General features: G+C 57.5%; 25 protein-coding genes. 10 read left to right on the forward strand and 15 right to left on the reverse strand.

The features are described 5' to 3' along the window. Positions 1–54 precede the first annotated feature (54 nt). From E1J53_RS15725 to E1J53_RS15750, 6 genes are all read right to left on the reverse strand, one after another. Entirely contained in the window at positions 55–570 is a 516-nt protein-coding gene (locus E1J53_RS15725; protein WP_134273325.1) for a hypothetical protein, read from the reverse strand. Positions 571–669: 99 nt separating this feature from the next. Continuing rightward, positions 670–1122: a GNAT family N-acetyltransferase gene (locus tag E1J53_RS15730; protein ID WP_134273326.1), complete on the reverse strand. Its 453-nt coding sequence runs from the start codon at positions 1120–1122 to the stop codon at positions 670–672. A gap of 40 nt (positions 1123–1162) precedes the next feature. After that, positions 1163–1771, reverse strand: coding sequence for a DUF6624 domain-containing protein (locus E1J53_RS15735; RefSeq protein WP_134273327.1), 609 nt, complete (start codon positions 1769–1771; stop codon positions 1163–1165). A gap of 285 nt (positions 1772–2056) precedes the next feature. Further along, entirely contained in the window at positions 2057–2491 is a 435-nt protein-coding gene (locus tag E1J53_RS15740) for a hypothetical protein (protein ID WP_134273328.1), read from the reverse strand. Between the two features lie 157 nt (positions 2492–2648). After that, positions 2649–3554: a sugar phosphate nucleotidyltransferase gene (locus E1J53_RS15745; RefSeq protein ID WP_134273329.1), complete on the reverse strand. Its 906-nt coding sequence runs from the start codon at positions 3552–3554 to the stop codon at positions 2649–2651. Positions 3555–3602: 48 nt separating this feature from the next. Next, a complete protein-coding gene (locus tag E1J53_RS15750) occupies positions 3603–4262 on the reverse strand; it encodes a hypothetical protein (protein WP_134273330.1) in 660 nt (219 codons plus the stop codon). 576 nt (positions 4263–4838) lie between these two features. Between E1J53_RS15750 and E1J53_RS15755 the strand changes: the two genes are divergently transcribed. The 3 genes from E1J53_RS15755 (at position 4839) to E1J53_RS15765 (ending at position 8182) form a co-directional block, all read left to right on the forward strand. Then, entirely contained in the window at positions 4839–6380 is a 1542-nt protein-coding gene (locus E1J53_RS15755; protein ID WP_134273331.1) for a GH3 auxin-responsive promoter family protein, read from the forward strand. 306 nt (positions 6381–6686) lie between these two features. After that, positions 6687–7253, forward strand: coding sequence for an SH3 domain-containing protein (locus tag E1J53_RS15760; protein WP_173021518.1), 567 nt, complete (start codon positions 6687–6689; stop codon positions 7251–7253). Between the two features lie 5 nt (positions 7254–7258). Then, positions 7259–8182, forward strand: a complete 924-nt coding sequence (locus E1J53_RS15765; protein ID WP_134273333.1) for a UDP-3-O-(3-hydroxymyristoyl)glucosamine N-acyltransferase — start codon at positions 7259–7261, stop codon at positions 8180–8182. 146 nt (positions 8183–8328) lie between these two features. Here the strand turns inward: E1J53_RS15765 and E1J53_RS15770 are convergent, their stop codons facing one another. The 5 genes from E1J53_RS15770 to E1J53_RS15790 all read right to left on the reverse strand — a co-directional run bounded on the left by E1J53_RS15770 (position 8329) and on the right by E1J53_RS15790 (position 13139). After that, positions 8329–8679, reverse strand: a complete 351-nt coding sequence (locus E1J53_RS15770; RefSeq protein ID WP_134273334.1) for a hypothetical protein — start codon at positions 8677–8679, stop codon at positions 8329–8331. Positions 8680–8723: 44 nt separating this feature from the next. Continuing rightward, positions 8724–9587 (reverse strand): DUF58 domain-containing protein, encoded by an 864-nt coding sequence (locus tag E1J53_RS15775; RefSeq protein ID WP_134273335.1) that lies wholly within the window; start codon positions 9585–9587, stop codon positions 8724–8726. A gap of 211 nt (positions 9588–9798) precedes the next feature. Further along, the gene (locus E1J53_RS15780) at positions 9799–11265 is read right to left on the reverse strand and encodes a sugar transferase (protein ID WP_253931877.1); all 1467 of its coding nucleotides are present in this window, start codon (positions 11263–11265) and stop codon (positions 9799–9801) included. Between the two features lie 4 nt (positions 11266–11269). After that, on the reverse strand, positions 11270–12124 hold the full coding sequence (locus E1J53_RS15785; protein ID WP_134273336.1) for a hypothetical protein: 855 nt from the start codon (positions 12122–12124) through the stop codon (positions 11270–11272). Between the two features lie 10 nt (positions 12125–12134). Continuing rightward, entirely contained in the window at positions 12135–13139 is a 1005-nt protein-coding gene (locus tag E1J53_RS15790) for a Gfo/Idh/MocA family protein (protein ID WP_134273337.1), read from the reverse strand. A gap of 260 nt (positions 13140–13399) precedes the next feature. Between E1J53_RS15790 and E1J53_RS15795 the strand changes: the two genes are divergently transcribed. The 5 genes from E1J53_RS15795 to E1J53_RS15815 all read left to right on the forward strand — a co-directional run bounded on the left by E1J53_RS15795 (position 13400) and on the right by E1J53_RS15815 (position 17016). After that, complete coding sequence (locus tag E1J53_RS15795; RefSeq protein ID WP_134273338.1) at positions 13400–14152, forward strand: DJ-1/PfpI family protein; 753 nt, start codon at positions 13400–13402, stop codon at positions 14150–14152. 150 nt (positions 14153–14302) lie between these two features. Further along, positions 14303–15523: an IscS subfamily cysteine desulfurase gene (locus E1J53_RS15800; protein ID WP_134273339.1), complete on the forward strand. Its 1221-nt coding sequence runs from the start codon at positions 14303–14305 to the stop codon at positions 15521–15523. A gap of 90 nt (positions 15524–15613) precedes the next feature. Continuing rightward, positions 15614–16030: a Fe-S cluster assembly scaffold IscU gene (gene iscU / locus E1J53_RS15805; RefSeq protein ID WP_134273340.1), complete on the forward strand. Its 417-nt coding sequence runs from the start codon at positions 15614–15616 to the stop codon at positions 16028–16030. Positions 16031–16074: 44 nt separating this feature from the next. After that, positions 16075–16401, forward strand: a complete 327-nt coding sequence (locus E1J53_RS15810) for an iron-sulfur cluster assembly accessory protein (protein WP_134273341.1) — start codon at positions 16075–16077, stop codon at positions 16399–16401. 114 nt (positions 16402–16515) lie between these two features. Continuing rightward, positions 16516–17016, forward strand: coding sequence for a hypothetical protein (locus E1J53_RS15815; protein ID WP_134273342.1), 501 nt, complete (start codon positions 16516–16518; stop codon positions 17014–17016). Between the two features lie 50 nt (positions 17017–17066). On the opposite strand, the gene E1J53_RS15820 is transcribed toward E1J53_RS15815, so the two are convergent. Beyond that, positions 17067–19340, reverse strand: coding sequence for an OmpA family protein (locus tag E1J53_RS15820; RefSeq protein WP_134273343.1), 2274 nt, complete (start codon positions 19338–19340; stop codon positions 17067–17069). Between the two features lie 114 nt (positions 19341–19454). Continuing rightward, on the reverse strand, positions 19455–20564 hold the full coding sequence (locus E1J53_RS15825) for a ferredoxin--NADP reductase (RefSeq protein WP_134273344.1): 1110 nt from the start codon (positions 20562–20564) through the stop codon (positions 19455–19457). 514 nt (positions 20565–21078) lie between these two features. On the opposite strand from E1J53_RS15825, the gene E1J53_RS15830 reads away from it, so the two are divergent. Together E1J53_RS15830 and E1J53_RS15835 are read left to right on the forward strand one after the other, a co-directional pair. Further along, a complete protein-coding gene (locus tag E1J53_RS15830) occupies positions 21079–21855 on the forward strand; it encodes a glucose 1-dehydrogenase (RefSeq protein ID WP_134273345.1) in 777 nt (258 codons plus the stop codon). After that, entirely contained in the window at positions 21855–23507 is a 1653-nt protein-coding gene (locus E1J53_RS15835) for a GMC family oxidoreductase (RefSeq protein WP_134273346.1), read from the forward strand. The genes E1J53_RS15830 and E1J53_RS15835 overlap by 1 nt, the downstream gene beginning before the upstream one ends. 1 nt (position 23508) lies before the next feature. Here the strand turns inward: E1J53_RS15835 and E1J53_RS15840 are convergent, their stop codons facing one another. Continuing rightward, positions 23509–24255, reverse strand: a complete 747-nt coding sequence (locus tag E1J53_RS15840; RefSeq protein ID WP_134273347.1) for a metal ABC transporter ATP-binding protein — start codon at positions 24253–24255, stop codon at positions 23509–23511. 25 nt (positions 24256–24280) lie between these two features. Continuing rightward, a complete protein-coding gene (locus tag E1J53_RS15845) occupies positions 24281–25288 on the reverse strand; it encodes a metal ABC transporter solute-binding protein, Zn/Mn family (RefSeq protein ID WP_134273348.1) in 1008 nt (335 codons plus the stop codon). Positions 25289–25365: the final 77 nt, after the last annotated feature.

Genomic DNA, 25365 nt, shown 5'->3' on the forward strand with positions numbered 1-25365 from the left:
ATTCAGTAAATATTCCACTTATTTCGTCTGGAGAATGCCGGGTGGTTTTTGAAATTATTTCTCCGCCTCCCGCCCATAGATGGTCGTTTGCATTCCCGCGATACGCCAAGTCCCGTCGACCTTTTCCATCAGTCGGGTTTCCCGTTTTCTGCCGCGCAGGGCATCCCGTTGTTCGTAGGTGACCCAGGCACCGGTTTCGTAAAGGCGCACGTTGATGTCGCTCAGCATCTCCGGAACGGGCTCGGGCTCCGGATGGGAGGCGAAGTAGTCCACCACGAACTGGTTGATGGCTTCCCAGCCGATGGACTCCGAAAAGGTGCTGTCCGCGAAGTTCAGGTAGGTTTTGGTTACGCTGGGGTCATGGACCCACTTCGTTTGCCACAATTCGTAGTCCCGCTGGAAGGCCGCCCGAGTCTCGGCGTTGAGGGTGGCGAGGATGGCGGCTTTTTCCTGGTCGTGCGAAACCGTTACGTCCGCCTGATTTTCGGTGGCATCCGCGCACCCCACCAGAAAGGCCAGGGTGAGGGAGAGGAGCAAGACGGGCAGGGGTTGGGTGGGTTTTTGTGGCATGTTTTGTTTCGGTTGTGCGTAAAATAGCCATTGCCTTCGGCAATGTATCACCATGGTTGACACCTGATGCTCCAAACCATTTGCTTTGGGCACAAAAGCTCAAAAATGCAGCTTCATCCCCGCGTGCGAAGCCCGGAAGCCCAGCCTTTCGTAGAACCTCAGGGCGTCCGGTCGCTGCTTATCCGTGGTCAGTTGCAGCAGGTGGGCGCCCCGGGCTTTTGCCTGGGCGATGGCCCATGAAAACATCGCTTCCCCGATTTGCTGGCCCCGGTAGTCCCGATGAATGCGCACCGCTTCGATCTGCGCCCGAACGCCTCCCCGGTAGGTCAGGTACTGGATGAAGGATAGCTGAAGGGTGCCGATGATTTTTCCGTCCCCGTGCTCCACCACGATCAGTTCCTGGTTTTCGTCGCGCTGAATGTTGTCGAACGCCCGGTAGTATTCTTCCGGCAGGGGGTTTCGGTAGTCTTCCCTCGTGGCGCCCAGCTTATCGTCCGCAATCATCTCGACCAGGGCGGGAACATCCTGCCGCCGTGCTTCCCTAAACGTCATGGCTTTTAGAAGTCAAGGTACGCAGAAAGCCACGGCGGGGTCACTCATCATAATTGATGTCGAATCGCTTCAAATACACTTTTAGGGGCTCCAGGCCCATTTCCGCACGTCGTTCGTTGACGGTTTCGGGGTCCTGCAAATCATACAATTCGCCATTCTTGATTTGAGAACCGTATAGTTGTGGCTCGCCCTGGTCCATGAGGATGCGGTCCTTCATCAGGGCGTATTGGCTTTTGCCCAATTCCCCCCGATTGACGGCCTCCTCAATGAGTGGAAAATATTTTGCCCTAATCTGAGGCCGCGAATGCTGGAGGACCAGCCAAACGGTGTACAGTTCCTTCTTGGAAACCTCCTCCAGGGTGGGCATCCCGCATTTTTCCAGGATGCTCACGACCAGCTCCTGATTTTCGTGGTCCACCTGTGCAAATTCTTTAAAGGGAACCTTTTCTTTTCTAACCCTTTGATCTCGTTCAAAGACTTCTTCCAGCGTTTGTGCCTGTGTAGCGCAATCAACCTCGACAATGTCGATCGACCCTACGTAGGTAAACTTATCTCTATTGACGAAGAGGAATACCGCTAGGGCAGAAAACACGAGAAGTAGGGTAATCAGGAAAATCTTCTTCCAATTCCGGGTGGGGGTAACTTTCATAGTCGGTGTTTTACCCACGGCCTCCAAACTTCATTCCCATTGAGGAAGCCATTACAAAAAATGGAGCTGACATTTCCATGACAATTAGGCTGCTCCTCCGTCTATTTGTCACCAATATGCGGCTCACTACCGTCATTTCTACCGAAAATTGGTCCGGAGGGATTGAGGGAGCCTACGGTACTTCCGGAAATTTGGTCCCCAAAAAATAAAAATCCACTCCAGGCCGGAACACCAAAGAGTGGATTTTCATGTTTGCTGATGGCCGCTGAGCCCAGGAAGCGCTCCTTACTGAATTTCAAACTGCAGGAGGCCATCGGCCGAGCGTACCATGGTCGAACCGCCCGACATCACCACCCCTTTTGGGACACCCAGCAAGCGGGAAATCCGGTCAGACAGCACGAAGCCCTCCGGCATCACGAGTCGATCGACTTTTTGCTTCATCTGAATTTCAAATTGCAGCAGACCATCCACCCGTTTTAGACTGGCCCGGAACGTATTCTTGCCTTCCACCCCGTCCTTCGCCAGGACAATTTTGGTGATCCTGGCGGTTTTCAGTCCCCTGGCTCCAACTTTCACCGCGCTGATGTGGACAAACACGTTTACGGAAGCAGGAGCGGGATCTACCGCAATTTCCGCAGATGATGCGAGGGAAGAATCATTTACGCTGACGAAGGCGGAGCATACCGCGATGAGCGCAAGAGCAAAGAGTAACTGTTTCATGGAGTAAGGCGGATTGTTGGACGACGTGTAATGCCGTCCCTGGTCATTGATCGCCTTAGGGACGCAGGAGGAATACGGATTCCACAGCCACCATAAAAAATCCGCTCCGTAGCAGCACGCCACGGAGCGGATTGAGCTTTTGTATTCGACAAATTATTTAGTCAAACAGCGGACTCGGATAGGTATTCTCGGCCACCAGCAGGGCAAAAGCCTCCTGGACCTTGGGCTTATCCTCCTGATAGGTTACGCCGTACCAGCGGTCGTCGGAGACGAGCACCTTAACCTTGGCGGAACCTTCCTTGATCATACCGTCCACCAGTTCGGGGATGAGGTATTCGGCGCGGGGGTTGTCCTGATTGTCCCGGGCGAAATCCTGAAAGTCGGATTCAATACGGTCGAAGATGGAGGGGTGAAAGCCCCAGAAGTTCATGGAGACCACGGAATCGTCGGCCAGTTCGTAGCGGTGGCCGTCTTCGCCCAGGTAGGTTACCTTATTATCGTCACCGCGCTGAATCTTGAGTCGTTCGTTAACGTCCTGCAGGAGGTAGTCTTCCGCCACGACCGTTACGCCACGGTTCACCGTGCCGTGGTCCGAGAGCGTACGGTGCAGCACGTAGCCCACCATGCTGAAGAGTTCGGGACTGGCTTCGGCAACGAGGAAGGAGGCCATTTTCTGGAAGGCCTTGGTGCCGTAGTAGTCGTCGGCGTTGATGACCGCGAAGGGCTCGTTGACCACTTCCTTGGCCACAAGCATGGCGTGGCTGGTGCCCCAGGGCTTTTCCCGCTTGGTGTGGTCCACGTCAGCGGGCACGTAGCTGTCCATTCCTTGGAAGGCGTAGGCTACTTCGATTTTATCGCCAAACTTACCGTCGAACTTTTCGCGGAAGGGCGCCTCGATGTCTTTGCGAATGATGAAGACTACTTTTCCAAACCCGGCGCGGATGGCGTCATAAATGGAGTATTCAATGATGCCCTCTTCGCTGGGGCCAACGCCGTCAATCTGTTTGAGTCCGCCATAACGGCTTCCCATTCCGGCAGCGAGAATTACTAAAGTAGGTTTCATCTTGTGTGGGTGGTTTTTGGTTCTGTAATCACCAGCAAGTGCCGGCAGCTATTTGTTTGGTTGGCTACGCTGGAACTGATGGGCGTAGCGCTCTGCCCGAAAGTACGCATATCCGTAAGATCCTACCAGCAACAGGAGCCCGATGACCCACAGATCAATGGTGAGCCACTGCATGGCCTCCGTTCCGGCAGGATAAAAATGCTTCACCACCAGCAGGTCCAACGTAATGACCAGGGCCGTCATCAACATACAGAAAATAAAGGACGCCCGGCCGAACTGCAGGGTGGATTTTTGTTCCTTGAACAGCGCCGCCCGCAGAAAACGGACGTAAATTTCTTCTTCCGGACACATCCGGATCAACTCTTGGGCCACGTAGATGGCCGTGTCGTAGTCCTGCAAACGGTAGGCGCTGGCCGCCTTGCGAAACAGGAGATGATGGAAAACGTCCGGTTCGATACCGGGGACCCGACGGATGTTGTGGGCGATGGACGCCTGGATCACCAGATCCACCATCATTTGGTGCTGGCGATATGCCCCCGTGTGGAAGAGGGCATCCACGTAGTAGGTCGTTAGTTCAAAGTGTTCCACCACGTCCAACCGACCGATTTCGGTCTCCTTTTCCTCGTACATGCGGATGATCCGCTGGTAGTCGCGGGGGTCAACGTCCCGCAACCGCCGATAGAGCTGAGAGTAGTGGCGCGCTTGCATCGTTTATTTAATCGGAGGTGGCAAAAAATTGTTGGGGAGAAACGGGATTTTTTTGTCAGGCTCGGGTAAGCTTAGGGTGCTGGGGCTCAGCCGTCGCTCTGAATGTTATGGCGTCGCTTCAGCTGAGTATTTGGGCGCGGCGCGCGGGTGCCGGGAATTATCCTAAAGCCGTGTTGGGTTCGTTGTTCACCCCGTACTCTAGATCGAAATTTCGCTGTTTCCGTTTTGTGAGTAGATATGTAGAAGTACGACAGGGGCGAGATTTTCCCCCACGACGTAGATACGTAGAAGTACGACAAGAACGGGATGCTCTCCGCCAACGTAAATATGTAGAAGTACGACTTCCGCCCCTCTTTCCAAAAAATTTTATGTGCCGATTGATCGAGCGGCACCTGACGTACAGACGTATCTATACGTCAGGTTCAGCGCACGGCCGCCCGGCACATGATGCCTCTGCCTCCTAGTGCTCGTTAACGCAGCGGATGATCTTGCCGCTTTCGCGGTCCCCCGAATAATTAGTCCAGAAATAACTTCCCAATTCGCACTCTCCCGTCATTTTCTTCCTAATTTTCCTCAATGCTAATCGACCGCGTGATCGAGCTTGCCCTCGAAACCACCAATAAACTGCCCTTCCGCCGCCGGCCACCCTGGCCCGCCCAGCAGCGCACCCTGCGCAAGCTGCTCAAAAAGGCCCGTAAAACGGTCTTCGGACGCGCCTACGATTTTGTCGGTATGCTCGGGGAGACAGATCCTCTGGAACGGTTCCGGCGGGAGGTACCCATCGTCGATTACGAGGGGTTGTTTGAGCCCTGGTGGCGCCGGGTCTACGAGGGGAAAGCCAACATCACCTGGCCCGGAGGGACGGAATACTTCGCCCTCAGCAGTGGCACCAGCAACGCCCGGACGAAATACATCCCCATTACCGATGACATGCTCCGCCGCCTCAGTCGCGGCGCCTTTCGGATGTTCGCCAGTTTCCCAAACTACGGCCTCAGTGAAGACATCTACACCGGTTCCTGGCTAGCCATCGGCGGCACCACCAAACTGGCCCACGAAGGCAAGCGTCACCTCGGTTACCTCAGCGGCATCAACGCCCGCGAGCAGCCCCTCTGGGCCCGGGGGTTCTACAAACCCGGGCGGCGCATCGCCCACATCGAGAACTTCGACGACCGGATGGAAGAAATCGCCCGGCACGCGCCCGAGTGGAACATCTCCGTCCTCGTCGGCATCCCCCACTGGATTCAGTTGACGCTGGAGCGCATCTGCGAGCTGCACCAGCTGAAAACCATTTCCGAAATCTGGCCGGAGCTGGAGCTCCTCGTCAGCGGTGGCGTAGCCTACCAGCCCTACGTGAAAAGCTTCGAACGGCTCATCGGCCACCCGATCAAGTACATGAACACCTACCTGGCCAGCGAGGGCATGTTTGCCTTTCAGCGCTATCCGGAAGTAGACGGCATGCAGTTGCTGCTGGACAACGGCATCTTCTACGAATTCCTGCCCTTCAACGAAAGCAACTTCGACGACGAGGGTAACGTCCGTCCCGGCGCCCGGGCCCTCGTCCTTCCGGAGGTGGAAGCGGGCCATGACTACGCCATGGTCATCAGCTCCTGCAGCGGTGCCTGGCGCTACGTAATCGGCGATACGGTGCGCTTCACCGACGTGGACAATGCCGTCATCCAGATCAGCGGTCGCACCAAACACTACATCAACCTCGTCACGGAACACCTGACGGTCGACAACATGAACGCGGGCATCCTGGCCGTGGAAGAATCCCTGCAGGTCAGCATCCCCGAGTTCACCATCATCCCGGTCAAGGAAGACGAATACATCGCCCACGAATGGTACCTGGGCACCCAGGAGGATTCCCTGACCGCAGAAACCGTGCTTCCTCTCCTGGACGCGGCCCTCGGAGCCGTCAACGACGACTACCAGTCCGAACGCAAAACGGCCCTCCAAATTAAGGTGAAGGTGGTGCCCCTGTCCTATTTCTACGAATGGGTGCGTCGCAGCGGCCAGGTCAACGGACAGAGCAAAATCCCCCGCGTCCTCAAGGGCGAAGCCCGGGACCGGTGGTTGGCCCTGGTGGAAGAGCGGGAGAATTCACCCAATACTCCCTGACCGGGAAAGGCGTAGGCTGTTCGGGTTGATAAAACCTGGAATAGTTTTGCTATCTACGCCGAGACCTACGAGCAGCAAGCCGGGCCGATGGCCCAGTAAAGACTGCTCGGAGGACCGGCAAAACCACCTTTACCAATCCTGGCGCTAACATATGAGCCGTCGCGAGGATTCCATTACACTGCATCCCGGCAGAGCGCGAGGATTCCATTACATTGCACCTGCGGTGATCGCCCAAATTGTATGCTCCCCAAAAGTTACGTTCAGCTCGTGTCGCTTACCTTTGTCCGTACCTAAGGAATGTCCACCATGGCAAAGAAAGAAAGCTCGCCCAATACCCGATTGGTCCCCTTCATCATCGTTTCCCTGATCACCCTGATCTTCCTGATCTGGGCCATGCAGCAGTGTAACCGCAACAGCGGCGAATACGCTAATGCCGCCGAGCAGGCCGAGCGGGAATCTTACCTGGACAGCCTTTCGCGCATCGAGGAAGAACAACGCATCCAGGCCGAGGCCGAGGCCCGGGCGGAAGCCCTGCTGCGGGCCCGGACTCAACCCCTGCCGGGCGACAGCATTGTGCGGGTGCCCGCCGCCGAGAAGATTATCGAACGGGTGACGGTGCTGTACTCCACCATTGACGGCCTCAACGTGCGCCGCGGCCCCAGCCTCAAGAACAGCATAATCGCCCGCCTGCCCCTGTACGCGGAGGTGAAGTTTACCGGTGAGGTGACGGATTCCCTCTACGAGATCGACCTGGGGGAAATCACGCCCCGGGCTCCCTGGGTGCGCATCGAACTCCAGGACGGCAAAACGGGCTGGGTGTACGGTGCTGGTGTTTCCTATTACAAAACCCGCCTGGAAGGGGTAATCAACTAAAACTTATGCGCATTGCCCGCCCCCTCACGGCCGCCCAACTGGCCGAAAAAATCGGCGCCGACCTGGTGGGAGACGGCGAACAACTCATCACCGGACTCAACGAAGTGCACCACGTAGAAGCCGGTGACCTGAGCTTCGTGGATCATCCCCGTTACTACGACGCGGCCCTGCAGTCCGCGGCCACGGTGATCCTCATCGATCAGAAGCGGGAATGCCCTCCGGGCAAGGCCCTGCTCATCGTCCGGGAGCCCTTCCGGCACTACAACGATCTGGTCTGGCAAGAGCGGCCAATGCGTCCCTGGTCCGATCACGTGGACCCCACCGCACGGCTGGGCCGCAATGTCTCCATCGCTCCGGGAGCCATCGTGGGGGCCAATGCCATCATCGGCGACAACTGCCAGATCGGCCCCAATGCCGTCATCGGGGAGCGCTGTGAACTGGGCCGGGGGGTCATCGTCGGGCCGGGCGCCGTCATCGGTGGCGAAGCCTTCTACTACAAACGCACCTCCGAAGGCATGACGCCCTGGCGCAGCGGCGGAAACGTCATCCTCGAAGATGAGGTGGAAATCGGGCCCAATTGCACCATAGCGCGGGGCGTGTCGTCCTCCACCACCGTTGGGAAGGGCACCAAGATGGACGCGATGGTGCAAATCGGACACGACTGCCGCATCGGTCAGCACTGCCTCTTCGCCGCCCAGGTTGGAGTTGCCGGCAACTGCACCATCGGCGACTGGTGCGTCTTTCAGGGGCAGGCCGGACTGGCACAAAACCTGACCATCGGCGACCGCGTAACCGTCCTGGCCAAAACCGGGGTCTCCCACGACCTGGAAAGCGGCAAACGGTACTTCGGCATCCCCGCCCAGGAAGCCCGCGTGGCCTTCAAGGACCTAGCCATGCTGCGAAGCTTGAAGCGGAAGCAGGAAGAATAAAGAGCCGAAGAAGGAAGACCAAAGAGGGAAGAAGGAAGAATTGAGAAGGAAGAGACAAGACCGAAGAGAGAAGAAGGAAGGCTAAAGAGGGAAGAAAGCGGACCGAAGAATTGAGAAGGAAGACCGAGGTAGCCTCAGCTGGGACGCTAGCGAGAAAACGCATCCTCGATCAGGCGCCAGTATTGCCGTTTAATCCGTAGGTCAGTGATGGTCTGGTAACGTTCGTTTTGGTGAACGTAGCCAATGGATGACCGGCGCACCAGGATTTTCGCCACCGCCCTTTGGGGAATCCGGACATCCTCACCGACCAGCCACCGATCCATTAAAATCGAATCCTGGTCCCATACGAACACCAGCAATTCCTCCCCCTGCGGCGCATCGTGGACGCGCACCAGGGGTTCCCGAAAGTCAATCATGCGCGACGGGGAACAGGCAGGCAGGCAGAATACACCCCCGAGCAACAATCCCAGTACCAACGACCTTCGACGGATGCGCATTAATTTTTCTGGCACAATGGCACCACCAGCAACCAGCAACCAAATCACCGACTCTTAAAGAACCGGAGCAATTCCTTCACGTAATCTTCGGTGGTCTCGACGCTGAGGGTATCCGCTCCGCTTTTCTTGAAGGCATCCCGGAAATAGGCCATGTGCTGGTCGTACCACTCGGTGTACTTCCGGCGCACGCGCCGGCTGTCGGTGTCTACCCACTGCATGCGGCCGGTTTCGGCGTCGCGGGCGTGGATGAGTCCGACCGCCGGCAGCTCCCGCTCGCGGGGGTCAAACAGATGCAGGCCGACGAGATCGTGACGGCGGGCGGCAAGATTGAGCGGCGTTTCGTAGCCCTCGGCGAGAAAGTCGGAAACCAGGAAGCAGATACTGCGCTTCTTCACCATGTTGGTGAAATAGGTCAGGGCCTGGCCGATGTCCGTTCCTTCTCCCTCCGGGCGAGTATCCAGCAGCTCCCGGATAATCCGCAGGACGTGGCCCCGCCCCTTTTTCGGCGGCAGGAATTTTTCCACCCGGTCGCTGAAGAGCAGCAGGCCCACCTTATCGTTGTTGTTCGCCGCCGAAAAGGCCAGCACCGCACAGATTTCCGTGATGAGCTCGTTCTTCAGCTGACGGGTGGTGCCGAAGAAACTGGACTTACTGATGTCCACCAACAGCATCACCGTCAGTTCGCGCTCCTCCTCAAAGACCTTTACGTAGGGGTCGCCACTGCGGGCGGTCACGTTCCAGTCGATGTTGCGGACGTCGTCGCCATACTGATAATTCCGGACCTCCGAAAACGACATCCCGCGCCCCTTGAAGGCCGAATGGTACTCGCCACTAAATATCTGACGGCTGAGTCCCTTGGTCTTGATTTCGATCCGGCGGACGCGCTTGAGCAATTCGGTCGTTTCCATAGACGCTAAGGTACGGGATTGATAAGAGCTTGTTTGGGTTTTGGTTTTTGGTTTTATGGCCGGATTTGAGCATTTTTTGGTGCTGGCAAGGCGGGAATACTGGAGTCTAGCAGCGCTAAATGAGGATATTTCCAACGCAGCCAGCGCTAAAAAAGGCCAAATTTAGGTCGATTACTAAAATCCAAACAAGCTCTATAATTCCGGAAGGGGCCTACTTCCCCTTCCCCTGCAGCAACACCACGACAGTGTAGAACAGGATTTTGAAGTCGAGCTTCAGTGAGCGGTTCTCGATGTAGAGAATATCAAACTTGAGGCGCTGAATCATCTCTTCCACGTTGCTGGCGTAGCCGTATTTCACTTGCCCCCAACTGGTAATCCCGGGCCGAACCTTCAGCAGGTGACGATAGTGGGGTGCCCGGGCGCTGATCAGGTCGATGTAGTACTGTCGTTCCGGGCGAGGGCCCACGAGCGACATCTCCCCCCGCAGTACGTTCCAGAACTGGGGCAATTCGTCCAGCCTCCACTTGCGCATCGTGGCGCCCCAGGGCGTGCAGCGGCTGTCATTATCACTGCTCAGCTGGGGCCCGCCCGCTTCCGCATCGAGGTACATGGAGCGAAACTTGACGATGTTGAAGGGCGTGCCGTTGAGGCCAATTCGCTCCTGCTGGTAAAAAATGGGCCCTGGACTGGAGAGCCGCACCCGGATGGCGATGTAGGCCAGCAGCGGGCTCAATACAATGAGCATCACCAGGGACACGGCCAGATCGATGCCCCGCTTAACCATCCGCTGCCAGCGCGGCATCAGATGCTGCTTGATTTCGATGAGTACGGCCCCGAAAACGTGGTCCATCTTGACCGTCCCGAGCATGATGTCGTACATGTCCGGAATGATCTTCACCAACACCCGATCCTCGTAATCAAAAAGCACGTTGAGCAGTTCGCGCAGGCGGTTGTGCTGGCTCGTTTCAATGGCGATAATCGCTTCTTCGATGTGCTGCTCCTCAATCACCCGGCCCAGTTGCCGCAAATTCCCGAGCAGCGGAAGGTCTGCGGCCAGGGGCGGAACGGACTTCCGGCTGGAATCCACGAAGCCGACAAAGCGGTAGCCCAGTGCCTTGGGCTGCTCCTGAATGTCGCGGTACAGGTTGCGGGCGGGTTCTCCTCCCCCCACGATGAGGGTATTGAAGCTGACTTCCCCCCGCTTGAGGCGGCGGCTGGCCGCCGTCAGGAGGATCATCCGCACGCTCACCGTCAACAGAAAATGAATGCCGAGCAGCGTGAGCAGGCTCTGGTAATACTCCCGGTAGTTGTTCACCGCATCGTCCAGCAAAACGGTGAAGAACAACAGCATGACGCCCGCCAGCGACAGAAAGAAGGTCTGCACGAAGGTGCTCAGTCGGCTGAGGCGATAAATGTCCCGATACTGATCAAACAGGGCGTAGGCCAGTAACCACCCGGTGGGAATCATGATGGCCCCCCACAGGTAGTTGGGGTCCAGCAACAGCTCATACCAGGCGGAAGGATTGCCCTCCTGCTGACTACGATAGAGGAAGAAGATGGTCCAGGCCACCCCCGCAGCCAGGAAGTCGGCCAGGATGTATACACGGCGGTCTTTGGCCCGGCGGGCCACCGTGTCCGGCCGCAGGTCGGGCCTCGTGCTGGGGGTATTCTCGGACAAAAATTTAGAAATAAAGCAGCTTTACGTTATCCAGGTAAACCTCCGCATTTTCGCTGCCCTCCGGCAGCAGGGCAGAAAGCACGAGGCGGTATTCATCCAGGGTGGAACGGACGATTATTTCACTCAGATTGAAGTAGATTTTGGTCCATTCATTCCGGGGCTGAAAGCCCGGATCAAAGAGGCGCACGGGTTCAATCCCGATGTTTCCCTGGATACCCCAGACTACGGGAGCCGTACTCCGGAAATCCACTTCCAACCAGACGTAAGGACGCTTATCGGTGAGACCACTCAGGGGATCGGCCGTACCGAGTTCCACCAGGGGATCATCGGTGCTGAGTTGTAGTCGACCGCTGAAGCTTCCACTTCTTACGACATCCTGAACGGGGATTAACGTGGCTTCGCCCACCACCTGATCGGTAAAAACCCGCGAACTGTTCGTCTCGAAGCCCTCGATGAAGGCAAACTGGGCGTCGGTTCGGTAGGTGGTGGTCAGGGTCCCCAGATCGATGGTGTTTCCGGGCTGCAGGTCGAGATTGCGGGTGATGGGTGCGTAAAATTCGTAGATGTCGGGGGTGCGGCTGATGCCGTTTTGCCGGATGCCGGCCTCAAAGCGCAACTCGGTGCTGCCTACCCGGGCCACCGGAATACGGGCCGGCAGGGGAAAGGCACCGATGAAGGAGTTGTTGGCAAAAACCCACACCTCGGTGATGGCCGTGGTGTTGGCCCCCTCTCCGGAGTTGGTGCTCAGAGCAATGTCCTCCACTTCTACGAAGGCCGGCGCCACCTCGGCGTCCGGGGGGCAGGCCGTGAAACCCAGTAGGATAAAGGCAAAGGTGAGGACAAGCAAAAAACGGTTCATCGGGGAATCTTTACACATTAGGAGCGGGCAAGTCGCGTTGGTTCGCCGCAACGGCTTTCGAAATACGGTGTGCCAGTTCCAACGCCCGGTAGCCATCTTCGATGCTTACCGCAGCGGGTTTATTGTGGTTTATGCTGTCCGCCAGACTTTCCAGCTCCATCTGGATGGCGTTGATCGGTCCGCTATCGGGTTGATCAACGTGAATGATCCGGGGGCCTTTCGGGGTCTCCAGGGGGAATTGCTGCCCCTCGTCGGGGATGTTAGCCGCCCCGGCATCGAAGAGCCGGATGACCTGGCTCTCTTTTTCCAGCAGGTCCAGACTGATGTAGGCATCGGGCTGGAAGAGGCGGACTTTCCGCATATTCTTCAGACTGATCCGGGAGGCCGTCAGGTTGGCCACCGCACCACCGCGGAACTCGATGCGCGCGTTGACGATGTCGGGCTGCTCACTGACCACCGCCACGCCGCTGGCCCGTACGTCGGTCACTTCGTCGTTGGCCAATTTCAGGATGATGTCGAGGTCATGGATCATCAGGTCCAGCACCACACTCACGTCGACGCCCCGGGGATTGAACATGGCCAGGCGGTGCGCCTCGATGAAGTAGGGTTTTACCGTCAGATCGCCGAGGGACAACAGCGCCGGATTGAAGCGTTCCACGTGGCCCACCTGCACCAGCTTGTTCATTTTCCGGCTCAGCTCAATCAGTTCTTTTGCTTCCTCCAGGGTCTCCGTCAGGGGTTTTTCCACAAATACGTGGCAGCCTCCTTCGAGGGCCATCTTCACCATGCGGTAATGGCTGGGGGTGGGGGTGACGACGTCGATCACGTCCACCTCCGCAATCAGGGCCTCGGGAGTATCGAAGGCCTTCAGGTGAAACTCTTCCTCCACCCGACGGGCCACTTCCGGGTCCGTTTCGTAGAAACCCACCAGGTCATAGTGGTCCTTCGCCAGACGAATGCACTTCAAATGAATTTTACCCAGGTGGCCAACGCCAAATAATCCGATTTTCAGCATGGGGGCAAAGGTAAGGAGGCAAAACCTGAGGCCAGCGGAGATTTTTGAAATAGTACGGACATATTTTGGCAGCGCCATCCGTCAAATCTGGTGCGGCAGTGGTGTTATGGTGACCGCAAGCGACCTTGCTTCCGGGCACGATAGTAGCTTTCCCGGTGCGGTTTTGGGGTTATTCTGGCGCAGGCGCAGGTGCCGGCTCAGGGGGTCTGGCAGGGTAGTTCCGGCGGGATAAAGCCCCATAGCCTCGCTACCTTTACGCCATGCGTTATTCTTCCTTTCTGCTCCTGTTCTTGCTCCTCGCCTGCGGCGAGACCGATAATACTTTGCACCTGCGCGACGTCGCCCCCGCATCCGCCGTGGAACCGCCGCCGGATTTCGGTGACCCCAACGAGGAGTTCTACAACGTGGCCCTCCTCATCATGGACGGCGTCTACAATACCGAGCTGACGGCCCCCTACGACATCTTTCAGCACACCATCTTCCGGGAGGGCATCCGGCCGATGCGGACCTTCACCGTGGCCGCCGACCGTGCCCCCGTAACCACCTTCGAGGGGATGCGCATCTTGCCGGACCTCAGTTACCGGCAAGACTCCCTGCCCCGCATCGACATCCTCGTGGTGCCCAGTGCCGAACACCATTTGGATACCGACCTGGAGAATGAAGAGATGCTCGACTTCGTCCGTCGCGTCGACCGCGACGCCCAGTTCGTCACCAGCCACTGCGACGGTGCCTTCGTGCTGGCGGCCGCCGGACTCCTGGACGGCAAGGTCTCCACCACCTTCCCCAGTGACGTGGAGAAGATGCGGACCCGATTTCCGGACCTCGACGTCCGGGACGGAGTACTGTTCGTTCACGACGGCAAATACATCACCAGTGCGGGAGGGGCAAAATCCTTCGAGGCGGCCCTCTATCTGGCCGAACATTTATACGGCGACAGCATCGCCCGATCTCTGGCGGGAGGACTCGTCATCGACTGGGAGCTGGCTACCGTACCGCACCTGATTATCAGGTGATTCGGGGCGCTTTCCGGCAGTTCTGCATTCATACTTCGGATACCCGATGGGTATTGGATAGTATTCCTTTTACCCGGTCGAAACCAAACCGGGAATAAGGGTGTTACCTTTGTCCTTTGCATTACTATCGCGAACAGAAAATCTCATTTCATGGGCCAGCGCCTAATATATCTCGACAATAACGCTACTACGCCAACCGACCCCCGGGTAGTGGAAACCATGATTCCTTACTTCTACGAGAATCCCGGTAACGCGGCCAGCCGCAACCACCCCTTTGGTTGGGTAGCCGAGGAAGCCGTCGACACCGCCCGTCAGCAGATTGCGGATCTGATTAACGTTGACCCCCGCGAAATCATTTTCACGAGCGGCGCCACGGAATCCGACAACCTCGCCCTCAAGGGTGTATTTGAGATGTACAGCCGCAAGGGCAACCACATCATCACCGCGAAGACGGAGCACAAAGCCGTGCTGGATGCCTGTAAGAAGATTGAGAAGGACGGTGGTGAAGTCACTTACCTGGACGTTGACCGGGAGGGCCTCATCAACCTCGAGGAACTCGAGGCGGCCATCAAGGACAACACCATCCTCGTGTCCATCATGTGGGCCAACAACGAAACCGGCGTCATTCAACCGATGAAGGAAATCGGGGAGATCTGCGCCAAGCACGGCGTACTCTTCATGTCCGATGCCACGCAGGCCGTGGGTAAGATTCCCGTGGACCCCAAGGAACTCGGTATCCACCTGATGGCCTTCACGAGCCACAAGATGTATGGCCCCAAGGGTGTTGGTGCGCTTTTCGTCAACCGGAAGAATCCCCGGGTGAAGGTGACCAGCCAGATGGACGGTGGCGGCCACGAGCGCGGCATGCGCTCCGGAACACTCAACGTTCCCGGCATCGTTGGCTTCGGCAAAGCTGCGGCCATCGCCAAGGAACAAATGCACGAAGACGCTGCTCGTCTGAGCAAGCTCCGCGACAAGCTGGAAGCTGCGCTCCTCGAAAACCTCGAAGAAGCCTACGTTAACGGTAGTGTGGAGCACCGCATGCCCCACGTAACCAACATCAGCTTCAAGCACGTGGAGGGAGAAGGACTCATGATGACCTTCAACCAGAACATCGCCCTGTCTTCCGGCTCCGCCTGTACGTCGGCCAGCCTTGAGCCCAGCTACGTACTCGTAGCCCTCGGCCTCGGAGACGACCTGGCGCACTCCAGTCTTCGTTTCAGCCTCGGACGATTCACGACCGAAGAAGACATCGACGAAACCATCAAGCGGGTAACGGAAGGGGTAAACCACATGCGTGACCTCTCCCCCATTTGGGAAATGTACAAGGAAGGGGTTGACCTCGACGCCGTCGAGTGGAGCGAGCACTAAACCCGGTCATCGGGAAAGTGCATTAATCTTTCCTGCGGCTTCATACGTTACTTAACTAACAATTCTCCGCAAGCATTCAATTAAAAAATCATGGCTTACAGCGATAAACTACTGGATCATTTCAAGAACCCACGCAACGTAGGTACCCTTGACAAAAATGCCGAAACCGTTGGTACCGGCCTGGTAGGGGCTCCCGAATGTGGTGACGTGATGCGCCTCCAGATTCAGGTTGATCCCGAAACGCAAAAAATTACCGACGCCAAGTTCAAGACCTTTGGCTGTGGCTCTGCCATCGCCAGCTCCAGCCTGGCTACGGAGTGGCTCAAGGGCAAGAGTGTTGACGAAGCATTGGCCATCGACAATATGGCCATCGTGGAAGAACTGGCCCTGCCTCCGGTAAAAATCCACTGCTCCGTGCTGGCCGAAGACGCCATCAAGAGCGCCATCAAAGACTATCAGGAGAAGAACGGCATCACGGTTACCGTTCCCGCCGATGCCCACCACTAGTCTGGTACGGGCATCCGTATTTCTGAATTAAAACCACCTCCACCATGTTGTACGTAGCGGACAGCGCCAAACAGCGGCTGAACAGCATTCGGGAAGCCAAAGGGCTGACGGAAGACTATTTCCTACGGGCGACCATCACCAGCGGCGGTTGTTCCGGACTGACCTACCAACTCGACTTCGATAACGAACTGAAGGAAAGAGATCAGGTTTTTGAGGATAATGACGTTACGGTCGTTTGTGACCTGAAGTCCTTCCTCTACCTCTGTAATTCCACCCTGGAGTTCACCGGCGGGCTGAGCGGAACCGGTTTTGCCTTCAACAATCCGAATGCCAGCCGTGAATGCGGCTGTGGAGAAAGCTTCGCGGTCTGATCCCCTCCGGGAAAAACCCCGACACTGAAAACAAACTCCCCCCGAATCAGCGCGTCTGGTTCGGGGGATTTTTATGCTAGCGCACGCGTACCAACGCACTTATTCTGCATTCCTATGTCCGATAAGCCCCTCATCCGATTTTCCTTTTTCCTCGAGCAATTCCCCGAATTGGAATTACCGCTCAACCTCACCGAAGAAACGGTGCGGACCATCAGTCGGGAGACACCCCCACTCTCTCCCCGGCTGATCGAGCAGTTCATTCTTCCCATCGAACCCGGTCAGGTGACGGAATTAACCGAATTTGTTGCCTGTGCGCAACTCCCGGAATCTGACAACTTCGTGGGGGTCATTTACTGGCGGGCGGATTTAGCGCAGTATCACTACACCCTGGTCACCTTCGACCCCAAAACCGAGGAGTTGATTGACCGCTTGGTGATTGCCGGCACCAGTTTTGACGGAACGGAGCTCACCCAAACCAATGCCGTAGTTACCGATGCCCTCATGATCTATCAGGTAAGCGGCCAGGGCAATGGCGAAGACTACGATTACCGGGCCAGCAACAGTACCGCAAGACGCTTTCAGGTTGCCGACTCCGGCAAGATCATCGAGCTCTAGGCGTTCTTACCCCTTCGTTTTGCGGGTAATTCATGCGTGTAGAGGAATGTCTACTGGCGGATAAGTTCTACCCGCTCCCCACCGTTCCCCGTCAGGTGGTTACCGTAGCCAACTACCCGAAAGGCAGTGGCGGCAACGCCCTGTTCGGTCAGGTAATCCCGAATGGTCACGGCCCGCTCTTCACTGAGCAACTGGGCCACCCGTCGGTCCAGTTCGACCGCCACGTGCACTCGTACCTCCAGCGGTCCCCGCTGACTTCCGGAACGGAGGTAATTGACCAGCTGGTCCAGCCCATCGTAGCCCGCGGCGTTCGGATAGGCCGTGTTTGGGATGAAGGAAATACCCGCCGGGATTCCCGCCGCCGTTGATGGTGCCGCCACGGCGGCACGATTGTAGGTGGCCGGCGCGGGCTCCGGATTTGCGTAGTACGGGCTCTTTGCCGTAGTGGTGTTTGCCGGGGAAGGTACCGAACGATTCGTGCGGTAATCTTCGGGGTAGGGCTGCGTAGTCCTATGGTCGTAGGTTGCCGGAGCGGGTGCCTGTTTGGCCGTCCACTCCTGCTGGCGGTAGTCCTCCCGGGGAGCGTAGTAGTCCGATTGAGGTGCGGGGGTAGTACTCCGATTTTCCAGATTCCGGAGCTGTGTTTTCAAGGCTTCCAGCTCGGCCAGCTTCCGCTCATATTCGCGGTCCAGTCGGGCCGCTTCCGAGGCCGAGATCGGTTCGCGACGGGGCAGCGACTGGGAAAGCTGATTTTCCCAGGGTTCCCGTTCGTACACTTTCGGAGACTGATCGGGATACAGTCCGGACTGGATATTGGCCTCCATTCGCAGACTATCCTGGCGCAGTTGTTCCCGCTGATAGGGCGTAAGTTCTTCCTGTGGCTGGCGGTTCCCGTAGGCCGTAGCCAAGTCGGGCCGAGCGTAGGTATTAGGTTGCGTAGCGTTCTTCGGGTTGGTGACTTCCGGCTGTGACCAGTTGTAGTTATTCTGGCGGGTAGTGCCCCGAAGCTTTTCCTCCTGCTGTTTTCTGAATTTGGCCTTCATGCGCTCCAATTCGTTCAGCTCCTCCACGTAACGAGCCCGGGTAGAATTGGTGGTCGTGCCTTTTGCCGTTTGCCGCGGAGGGAGGGTATCCCGGGCGGACAAATAATCCGGTGCCATCAGGGCATCCGTATTGTTTTTGAGGTATTCCTGGTACAGACGACGCTCTTCTTCCATCCGCCGCAATTCCGCTTCCCGGTTGGCGATCCCCGTTTCCAAGGCCTTTCGGTCCGCGGAAGTTTCCCGAATGGTGGCGTTGGTCGAGGCCAATCCCCCTTCGGGCTCACCCGTTACGGGCAGGTTAGTGTATTCCGCATCGGGGTTGAGCAGTTCCCCCGGGCGAAGAAAGATGGCGTAGCGCTTAAGCACGTCCGGTCGGACCGCCAAACGGTGCACTCCGTTGATCTCGACCGTAGCCGTCAATTGTCCTTCGGGAAGGCCATGCACCAGGAAACCCCGGTGGACGGTACTGTAAAGGGGCAGGTCTCCCGCTTCCAGTTCGGTTTCGATAAGGACTTCACCCACACCGGGCGAAGAACTGGTGGCAATTACCGTAGTGCCCATGGCCGGGGTGGTCGCAAATTGCCGAATCCGGCGGGAGATGATCGTCTGAAAGGGTGCTTCTCCCGGATTGTCCTGCCGCCACCAGATGTCGTTATCCCGGCGGAAATACAGCGTTCGGCCGTCGGCGGCGTAGGAGGGATTCATTTCGTTGTCCGGTCCGTTAAGTCGATCTAGGGAAACGGCCTTCGTCCATTTACCGTTGCGGAGGGCCGTACGCTTCATCAAATCCAGACTGCCGTTCGGACCGTAGGTGCTGTACACCAGCTCCAGGCTGTTCGGGTTAAAGGTGAGGTCGTAACGTGGAGCAACGTCCGCCGGCAGGGGCCAACTGTTGATGATTCTCCAGTTTCGTCCCGTCGCTTCCAGTATTTCCAGGTGGTCACTTACTCCCGTACGCAAGACGGCCAGTCGCTGGCCGTCCGGGCTAATCCCGAGCGCCCGATCGTGGGCAAAGGTGTTGATGGGAGACCCGGGGTTCAGGGCGCGCTGCCACTCTCCGTTGGCGTCTCTTTCCCGAATCCAGATATCGGCGGCATCGTCGCTTCCCTTATTGCTCTCGTGGTCCAGTCGGGTAAAGAACAAAGTATTTCCCTCCGGACTCAGCACGGGGTCCTTGGCCCGCACCTCCGGTGCACTCACTACCGACTGTGCCTGCACCACAGAGATGCTCGCAAAAATCAAAATAAACGGTAGGATGATGTGTAGGGAATGACGTAGCATGTAGATCAACTTAGTCGCTTATTGGACGTCAAGATTGCCTTTTGGTCAATAAACCACTCCCTAAAAATACAAATCCAGCCCGTTTAGGGTTGTTTTCAAAACCTTACGGAAAGATTAAACATCAAAATCGATGCTCACCTCGGGGGTGGTGGGGTGACTTTGGCAGGTCAGTATATATCCCTCCGCGACCTCGTCTTCGTCAAGTGCGTAGCAGGCTTCCATCCGGACACCACCCTTCTCCACCTTGGCCATGCAGGTACTGCAGGCCCCGGCCAGACAACTGTAGGGAGGCGTGGCACCGTTCTCCAGCAGACCGTCGAGAATTGACTGCCCTGGCTTCAGGGTTACCGTAAGATCTTTTCCACTCAGCTTGACGCCAACCGTAGCGTGATCCACAGCTCCTCCACTCGGTTTTGCTTTTTTCACGTCGTTGGCGGACACGAAGCGTTCTGTGTGAATAGCCGCGAGGTCTACGCCCAGCCCCAGCAATGCCTGTTCGGTATTGTCGATCATTTGGCCGGGTCCGCAAATGAAGTAGATCTGGTTGTCGGACTGGCTGGGATTACGGTTCATGAAATCCTGTACCGCAGGGATGTCGACCCGACCGATCCGACCCTGCCACTTCGGCTTGGCCTTTTTGAACAGGCCCTTCAGTCCGCCCGGACCGTACTTCTTGGGTCGGGAGAGGGTGTGTTCTACGGTGAGTTGTCCGGCGTACTTGGCCTCCAACTCCCGGAGTTGGCCTTCGAAAATGATGTTGTCTTCGTCCCGGTTGCCGTAGAGCAGGTACACGTGAGATTTGGGTTCCTCTTCCAGCACCGTCCGGAGGATAGACATCAGGGGCGTAATCCCGCTACCCGCACCAAAAAGGTACACGTCCCTGCGGGCGGCGGCCTCCGGCTTCAGCAGGAAGCGCCCCGCCGGGGGCATGACTTCTACCGTATCTCCCTCCTCCAGGAAGTCGGGGATGTGGTTACTTACGATGCCTCCCTTTACGCGCTTCACCGTCACGGCGAGTTCTCCGTCGTGGGGAGCCGAGCACATACTGTAAGCGCGGCGTTCCTCCTTACCGTTAACGACAAATTTGAGCGTCAGGTACTGACCGGCTGCGTACGCAAAAGTCGCGGCGTGCTCGGCTGGGGGACGGAAAAAAACCGTAACCGCCTGGTCCGTTTCGGGGCGCATTTTGACGATGGGAAGGGAATAAAAGTTGGTATCACTCATGGCATCCGGGTCTCGGGGGGGCAAAAATCGTCATTTGAAATGACTTTCACCCGATATGGTTGCCAGATGATCGTCAGTTTACGCAAGAAATTGGGGCGAGGAGGCCGCCGACTGCGGAGATGATGTCGTACTTCTACATATTTACGCGGACGGCCAGGATTCACCAATTTTTTTCGGAATCGGGAAGAGAAGCACGAAGATATCAGCTGCTTTTGGCGATCACCGCAGGTGTAATGTAATGGAATCCTCGCGCTCTGCCGGGATGCAATGTATTGGAATCCTCGTGCTCTGCCGGGATGCAGTGAAACCAAATCCACCTACCCAATCAGGACGTCAGGAACGTACTTAGGGAGCCAAGAAAATACGTTTTTACCTGGCTTGCTCCTTCGGCGAAGGTTTGCACCTGCGGTGATCGCCAAAATATTCAAATGGAAAGGAGGAAGAATTAGCGAAAATTCGCTAAAATTGGCGTCGCGACTGATTTGCACTCCGCACGGTCGTAAAACAAGTCGTCATGCACAGAATTAAGGGACAGTTTGACCTGTCGGGAAAAGTGGCCATCGTAACCGGAGCCTCCAAGGGGATCGGGGAGAGCATCGCCCGGGGCCTGGCCGAATTTGGCGCCAGCGTAGTCGTCAGCAGCCGCAAGCAGGAAGCCGTAGATGCCGTAGCCGCGGCCTTCCGGGCTGACGGACTGGAAGCCACCGGTATTGCCTGCCACGTGGGTGATCCCGAACAACTGGACCAGCTGGTGGACGCCACCCTGGCCAAGTACGGTGGCGTGGATATCCTGGTGAATAACGCCGCCACGAACCCCACTTTCGGCCCCCTGGCCGAAGCCGATCCGGGTGCCTTTGATAAAATCATGAACGTGAACGTCAAAGCCCCCATGGTTCTGGCCAACCGCTGTAAGCCCATTATGGAGCAACGGGGCGGGGGCTCGGTGATTAACATCGCTTCCGTTGAGGGGATGAAGCCCTCGCCGGGTTTGGGTATGTACAGCGTCAGTAAGTCGGCCCTGATCATGCTCACCCAGAGCCAGGCCAAAGAATGGGGGGTGGACAACATCCGGGCAAACGCCATTTGCCCCGGACTGATTCAAACGAAATTCAGTGCGGCCCTGTGGCAAAATGAAGCCATCCTCAAGCAAGTAGAAGCCCACCTGCCCGCCGGCCGGATGGCCCAACCCGACGAGATGGCCGGCCTGGCCCTGTTCCTGGCCTCCGACGCCAGCGCCTACTGCACCGGTGGTGTGTTCACGGCCGACGGCGGACACATGATTGCGGGCTAATGCCAGCGGCCTATGACTACATCATCGTGGGTGCCGGCAGTGCCGGCTGCGTGCTGGCCCGCAGGCTCTCCGAAGACCCCGCCAATCGGGTCCTCTTGCTGGAAGCCGGTGGAGCACCAAACCACCTCAACATCCGGGTGCCCGCGGGATACATCAAACTCCACCGGAGCAAATTTGACTGGGCCTTCTGGTCGGAACCCCAGGAACAGCTCGGAGGCCGCCGGATATTCCTGCCCCGCGGCAAGGTGCTCGGGGGTTGCAGCTCCACTAACGCCATGGCCTACGTCCGGGGTAACCACGCCGACTACGACGACTGGGCCGGCATGGGAAACAGGGGCTGGAACTACGAAGCCATTCTCCCCTACTTCATCCGCTCCGAAAACAACGCGGACCTCACCAACGAATTTCACGGGCAGGAGGGACCTCTGCACGTAGAATTTCCCAAGCGGTTCCGGACGAAATTCTCCCAGGCCTTCATCGATAGTTGCATGGAGCGTGGGTTTACCGCCAACGAAGATTACAACGGCGCCCGGCAGGAGGGGGTCGGGCTTTTTCAATTCACCATCAAGGACGGGAGGCGCGACAGTGGCTACACCGCTTTCGTCAAACCCATTCGGGGGCGAAAAAACCTCGACGTCCGTACGGGAGTGCACGTCCACCGCGTGCTGCTGGAGCACGATCGGGCCATCGGGGTACTGGCCGCCCGGTCTGGCCGTCAGCCCGAAAGCATATTGGCCGCCAAAGAAGTGATTCTCGCCGCCGGGGGATTTGCCTCCCCCCAGTTACTTCAGCTGTCCGGCATCGGAGACCGGGAACAGCTGCGGACCCACGGCATCGAAAGCAGGCATCATTTGCCCGGCGTCGGGCGTAACCTGCAGGACCACCTGTTCGTGCCCGTGGGGGCCATTGCGAATCAGCGGGGTGGACACAACACCGCCGCCCGCCCCCTGAATCAGGCCATCGGCCTGCTGGACTATTTCTTACGGAACAAGGGCGTATTTAATATTGGTCCGCTGGAGGCAGTAGCCTTTGGCTCCTCCAGTATGAGCCCCGACCGGGTCGACTATCAATTTCATTTTTCCTCCTCTCACCTCGGCGAGGGCTACGGAACGGATTTTCACGACATCAGCACCTTTCCCAAAGACGAAGATGGATTCAGCATCCTGCCTACCCTGCTGCGTCCCCGGAGCCGCGGCACGGTGGGCTTACACGACGCGGACCCGTACCGCCCGCCAAAAATCGCGCCCAACTTTCTGGCGGAAGAGGCCGACCGGCGCGTCCTGGTCGAAGCGACCCGCAAGGCCATTGAGGTCTTGCGGGCCGACGCCTTCGGCGCCTACCGGAAGCGTATCATCAGTCCTCCCGACCAGCAGAGTGACGAGGGTATATTAGAGCACATTCGCCGACAGGTGGAAACGGTCTACCACCCCGTAGGCACCTGCAAAATGGGGAGCGACGAAGGAGCCGTGGTGGACGATCAGCTGCGCGTCCACGGACTGGGTGGGTTGCGCGTCATTGACGCGTCGATCATGCCGACGATCGTTTCCGGGAACACCAACGCTCCGGTGTACATGATCGCCGAAAAGGGGGCGGATCTGGTTTTGGGGAAGGTGGCCCCGCAGCCGATTTCGGTAGCCCGAGGAACGGAGTAGGCTAGTGCCCCATCAGGCCCGCCTGTTGCAGGAGGGCCAACTGCCCACCGAAGGCCTGCCGCAGGTTTTCCGGCTTGAAGATTTCCTCCGTGGGCCCCGCCGCGATGAGCCGTTGATTGAGCAGGATTACGTGATCAAAGTATTCCGGAACCGCTTGCAGATCGTGGTGCACCACCAGCAGGGTTTTTCCCGATTCGGAGAGGCTGCGTAGGACCGCAATGATTTTTTCTTCGGTGGGGATGTCCACCCCAACGAAGGGCTCGTCCAGCATCAGAATGTCCGCCCGTTGCGCCAGTGCGCGGGCCAGGAAGGTTCGTTGTTGCTGGCCGCCGGACAGCTCCCCGATCTGCCGGTCCTGCAGCTCCAGAATGTCGAGTTCTTCCATCGCTTCATTGGCAATCCGCCGGTCTTCGGCGTTGAGGCGCTGAAAAACCTTCTTGTGGGGGTAGCGTCCCATCAGGACAACGTCCTTCACCGTCGCGGGGAAGGTGAAGTCGATTTCACTGCGTTGGGGCACGTACACCACCTGTCGCCGGACCCGCTCGATGGATTGCCCCGAGATCAGGACCTGGCCGGAGTAGTCATCGATGAGGCCAAGCATGGCCTTGAGCAAGGTAGATTTACCGGAGCCGTTGGGGCCCAGGATGCCGTAGCGATGCCCCCGTTCGATTTCCAGAAAAACGTTACTGAGCACCCGCTTACGGTCGTAGGAAACGGAAAGGTCCTGGACGGAAATTACGGTAGACATGGGCGAGATATTTAATGGAGTTGCTTCAGGCAACGCCGCGATTGAGGCGATTAACCATGAAGAAAAAAGCGCCGAGCATTACGGAGAGAATCACGCTCAGAAGGATGGTCTTTTGCCGGAGATCGGGGCCCAGGCCGATGCCAACATCTTCGGTGCCGCCCCGCAGGGCGGCCACCAGGCTTTGGGTATTGTACCGCAGCATCCCCAGGTAGGTGCCGGCGGGATGGTCGGGATCGGCCAGAGAGTCGGCGTACAGATTACCGCCGATGATGACGTCGTTGTCCGTCGCCAGTTGGCGGATCAGTTTGGGGTTGATGGTGCTTTCCACAAAAATGGCCGGCACCCCGGATTCCTGAATGATCTTCGTTAGCCGGTTTACGTCTTCGGTCTGGACTTCGGCGTCCGTACTCGTACCCAACGCCGCCTCTACGCGAACGCCGTAGTACCGGCCATAATACCGAAAGGCATCATGACTGGTGATGAGCACCCGGCGGGATTCGGGGAGGGAGGATATTTTCCGGAAAATTTCTTTGTCCAGGTCCTCCAACTGCTGCTGATACAACTGAGCGTTGAAGTCGTACACATCCTTGTTGTAGGGGTCGAGATCCACCAGGGCCCGGCGGATATTTTCTACGTACAGCTGGCCGTTTTTTGCGGTCATCCAGGCGTGGGGATCGCTGGAATTGGCGTACTCTTCACTTTCGATGGTGCCGATGCCTTCGGTGATGGTGATCGTTCTGGCCCGCGTACCGCTGTTGGCGATCAGTTCGTTCATCCAGCCTTCGAAGGTGAGTCCGTTGACCAACACGAGATCAGCGCGGGCGACCAGACGGACGTCGGCGGGGGTCGGCTCGTAGATGTGCGGATCTCCCCCGATGGGCACCACGGACTGTACTTCCACCAGTCCTCCGGACACCACTTCAACCATGTCCCGGAAAATGGACGCCGAGGCGACCACTAAAGGACGGTCCTCCTCCTGGGCGGTTACCGGCAGGATTCCAAGCAGGCAAATGACGATAATAATCCAGCGCATAGGTCAGACAAGAAAGGGAGAGAATATTGCTGATATCAACAGTTCAACACCCCAAAGTTAGAAAAGTCTAACTTTTT

The sequence above is a fragment of the Lewinella sp. W8 genome (genome assembly GCF_004375085.3).
GTDB lineage: Bacteria > Bacteroidota > Bacteroidia > Chitinophagales > Saprospiraceae > Neolewinella.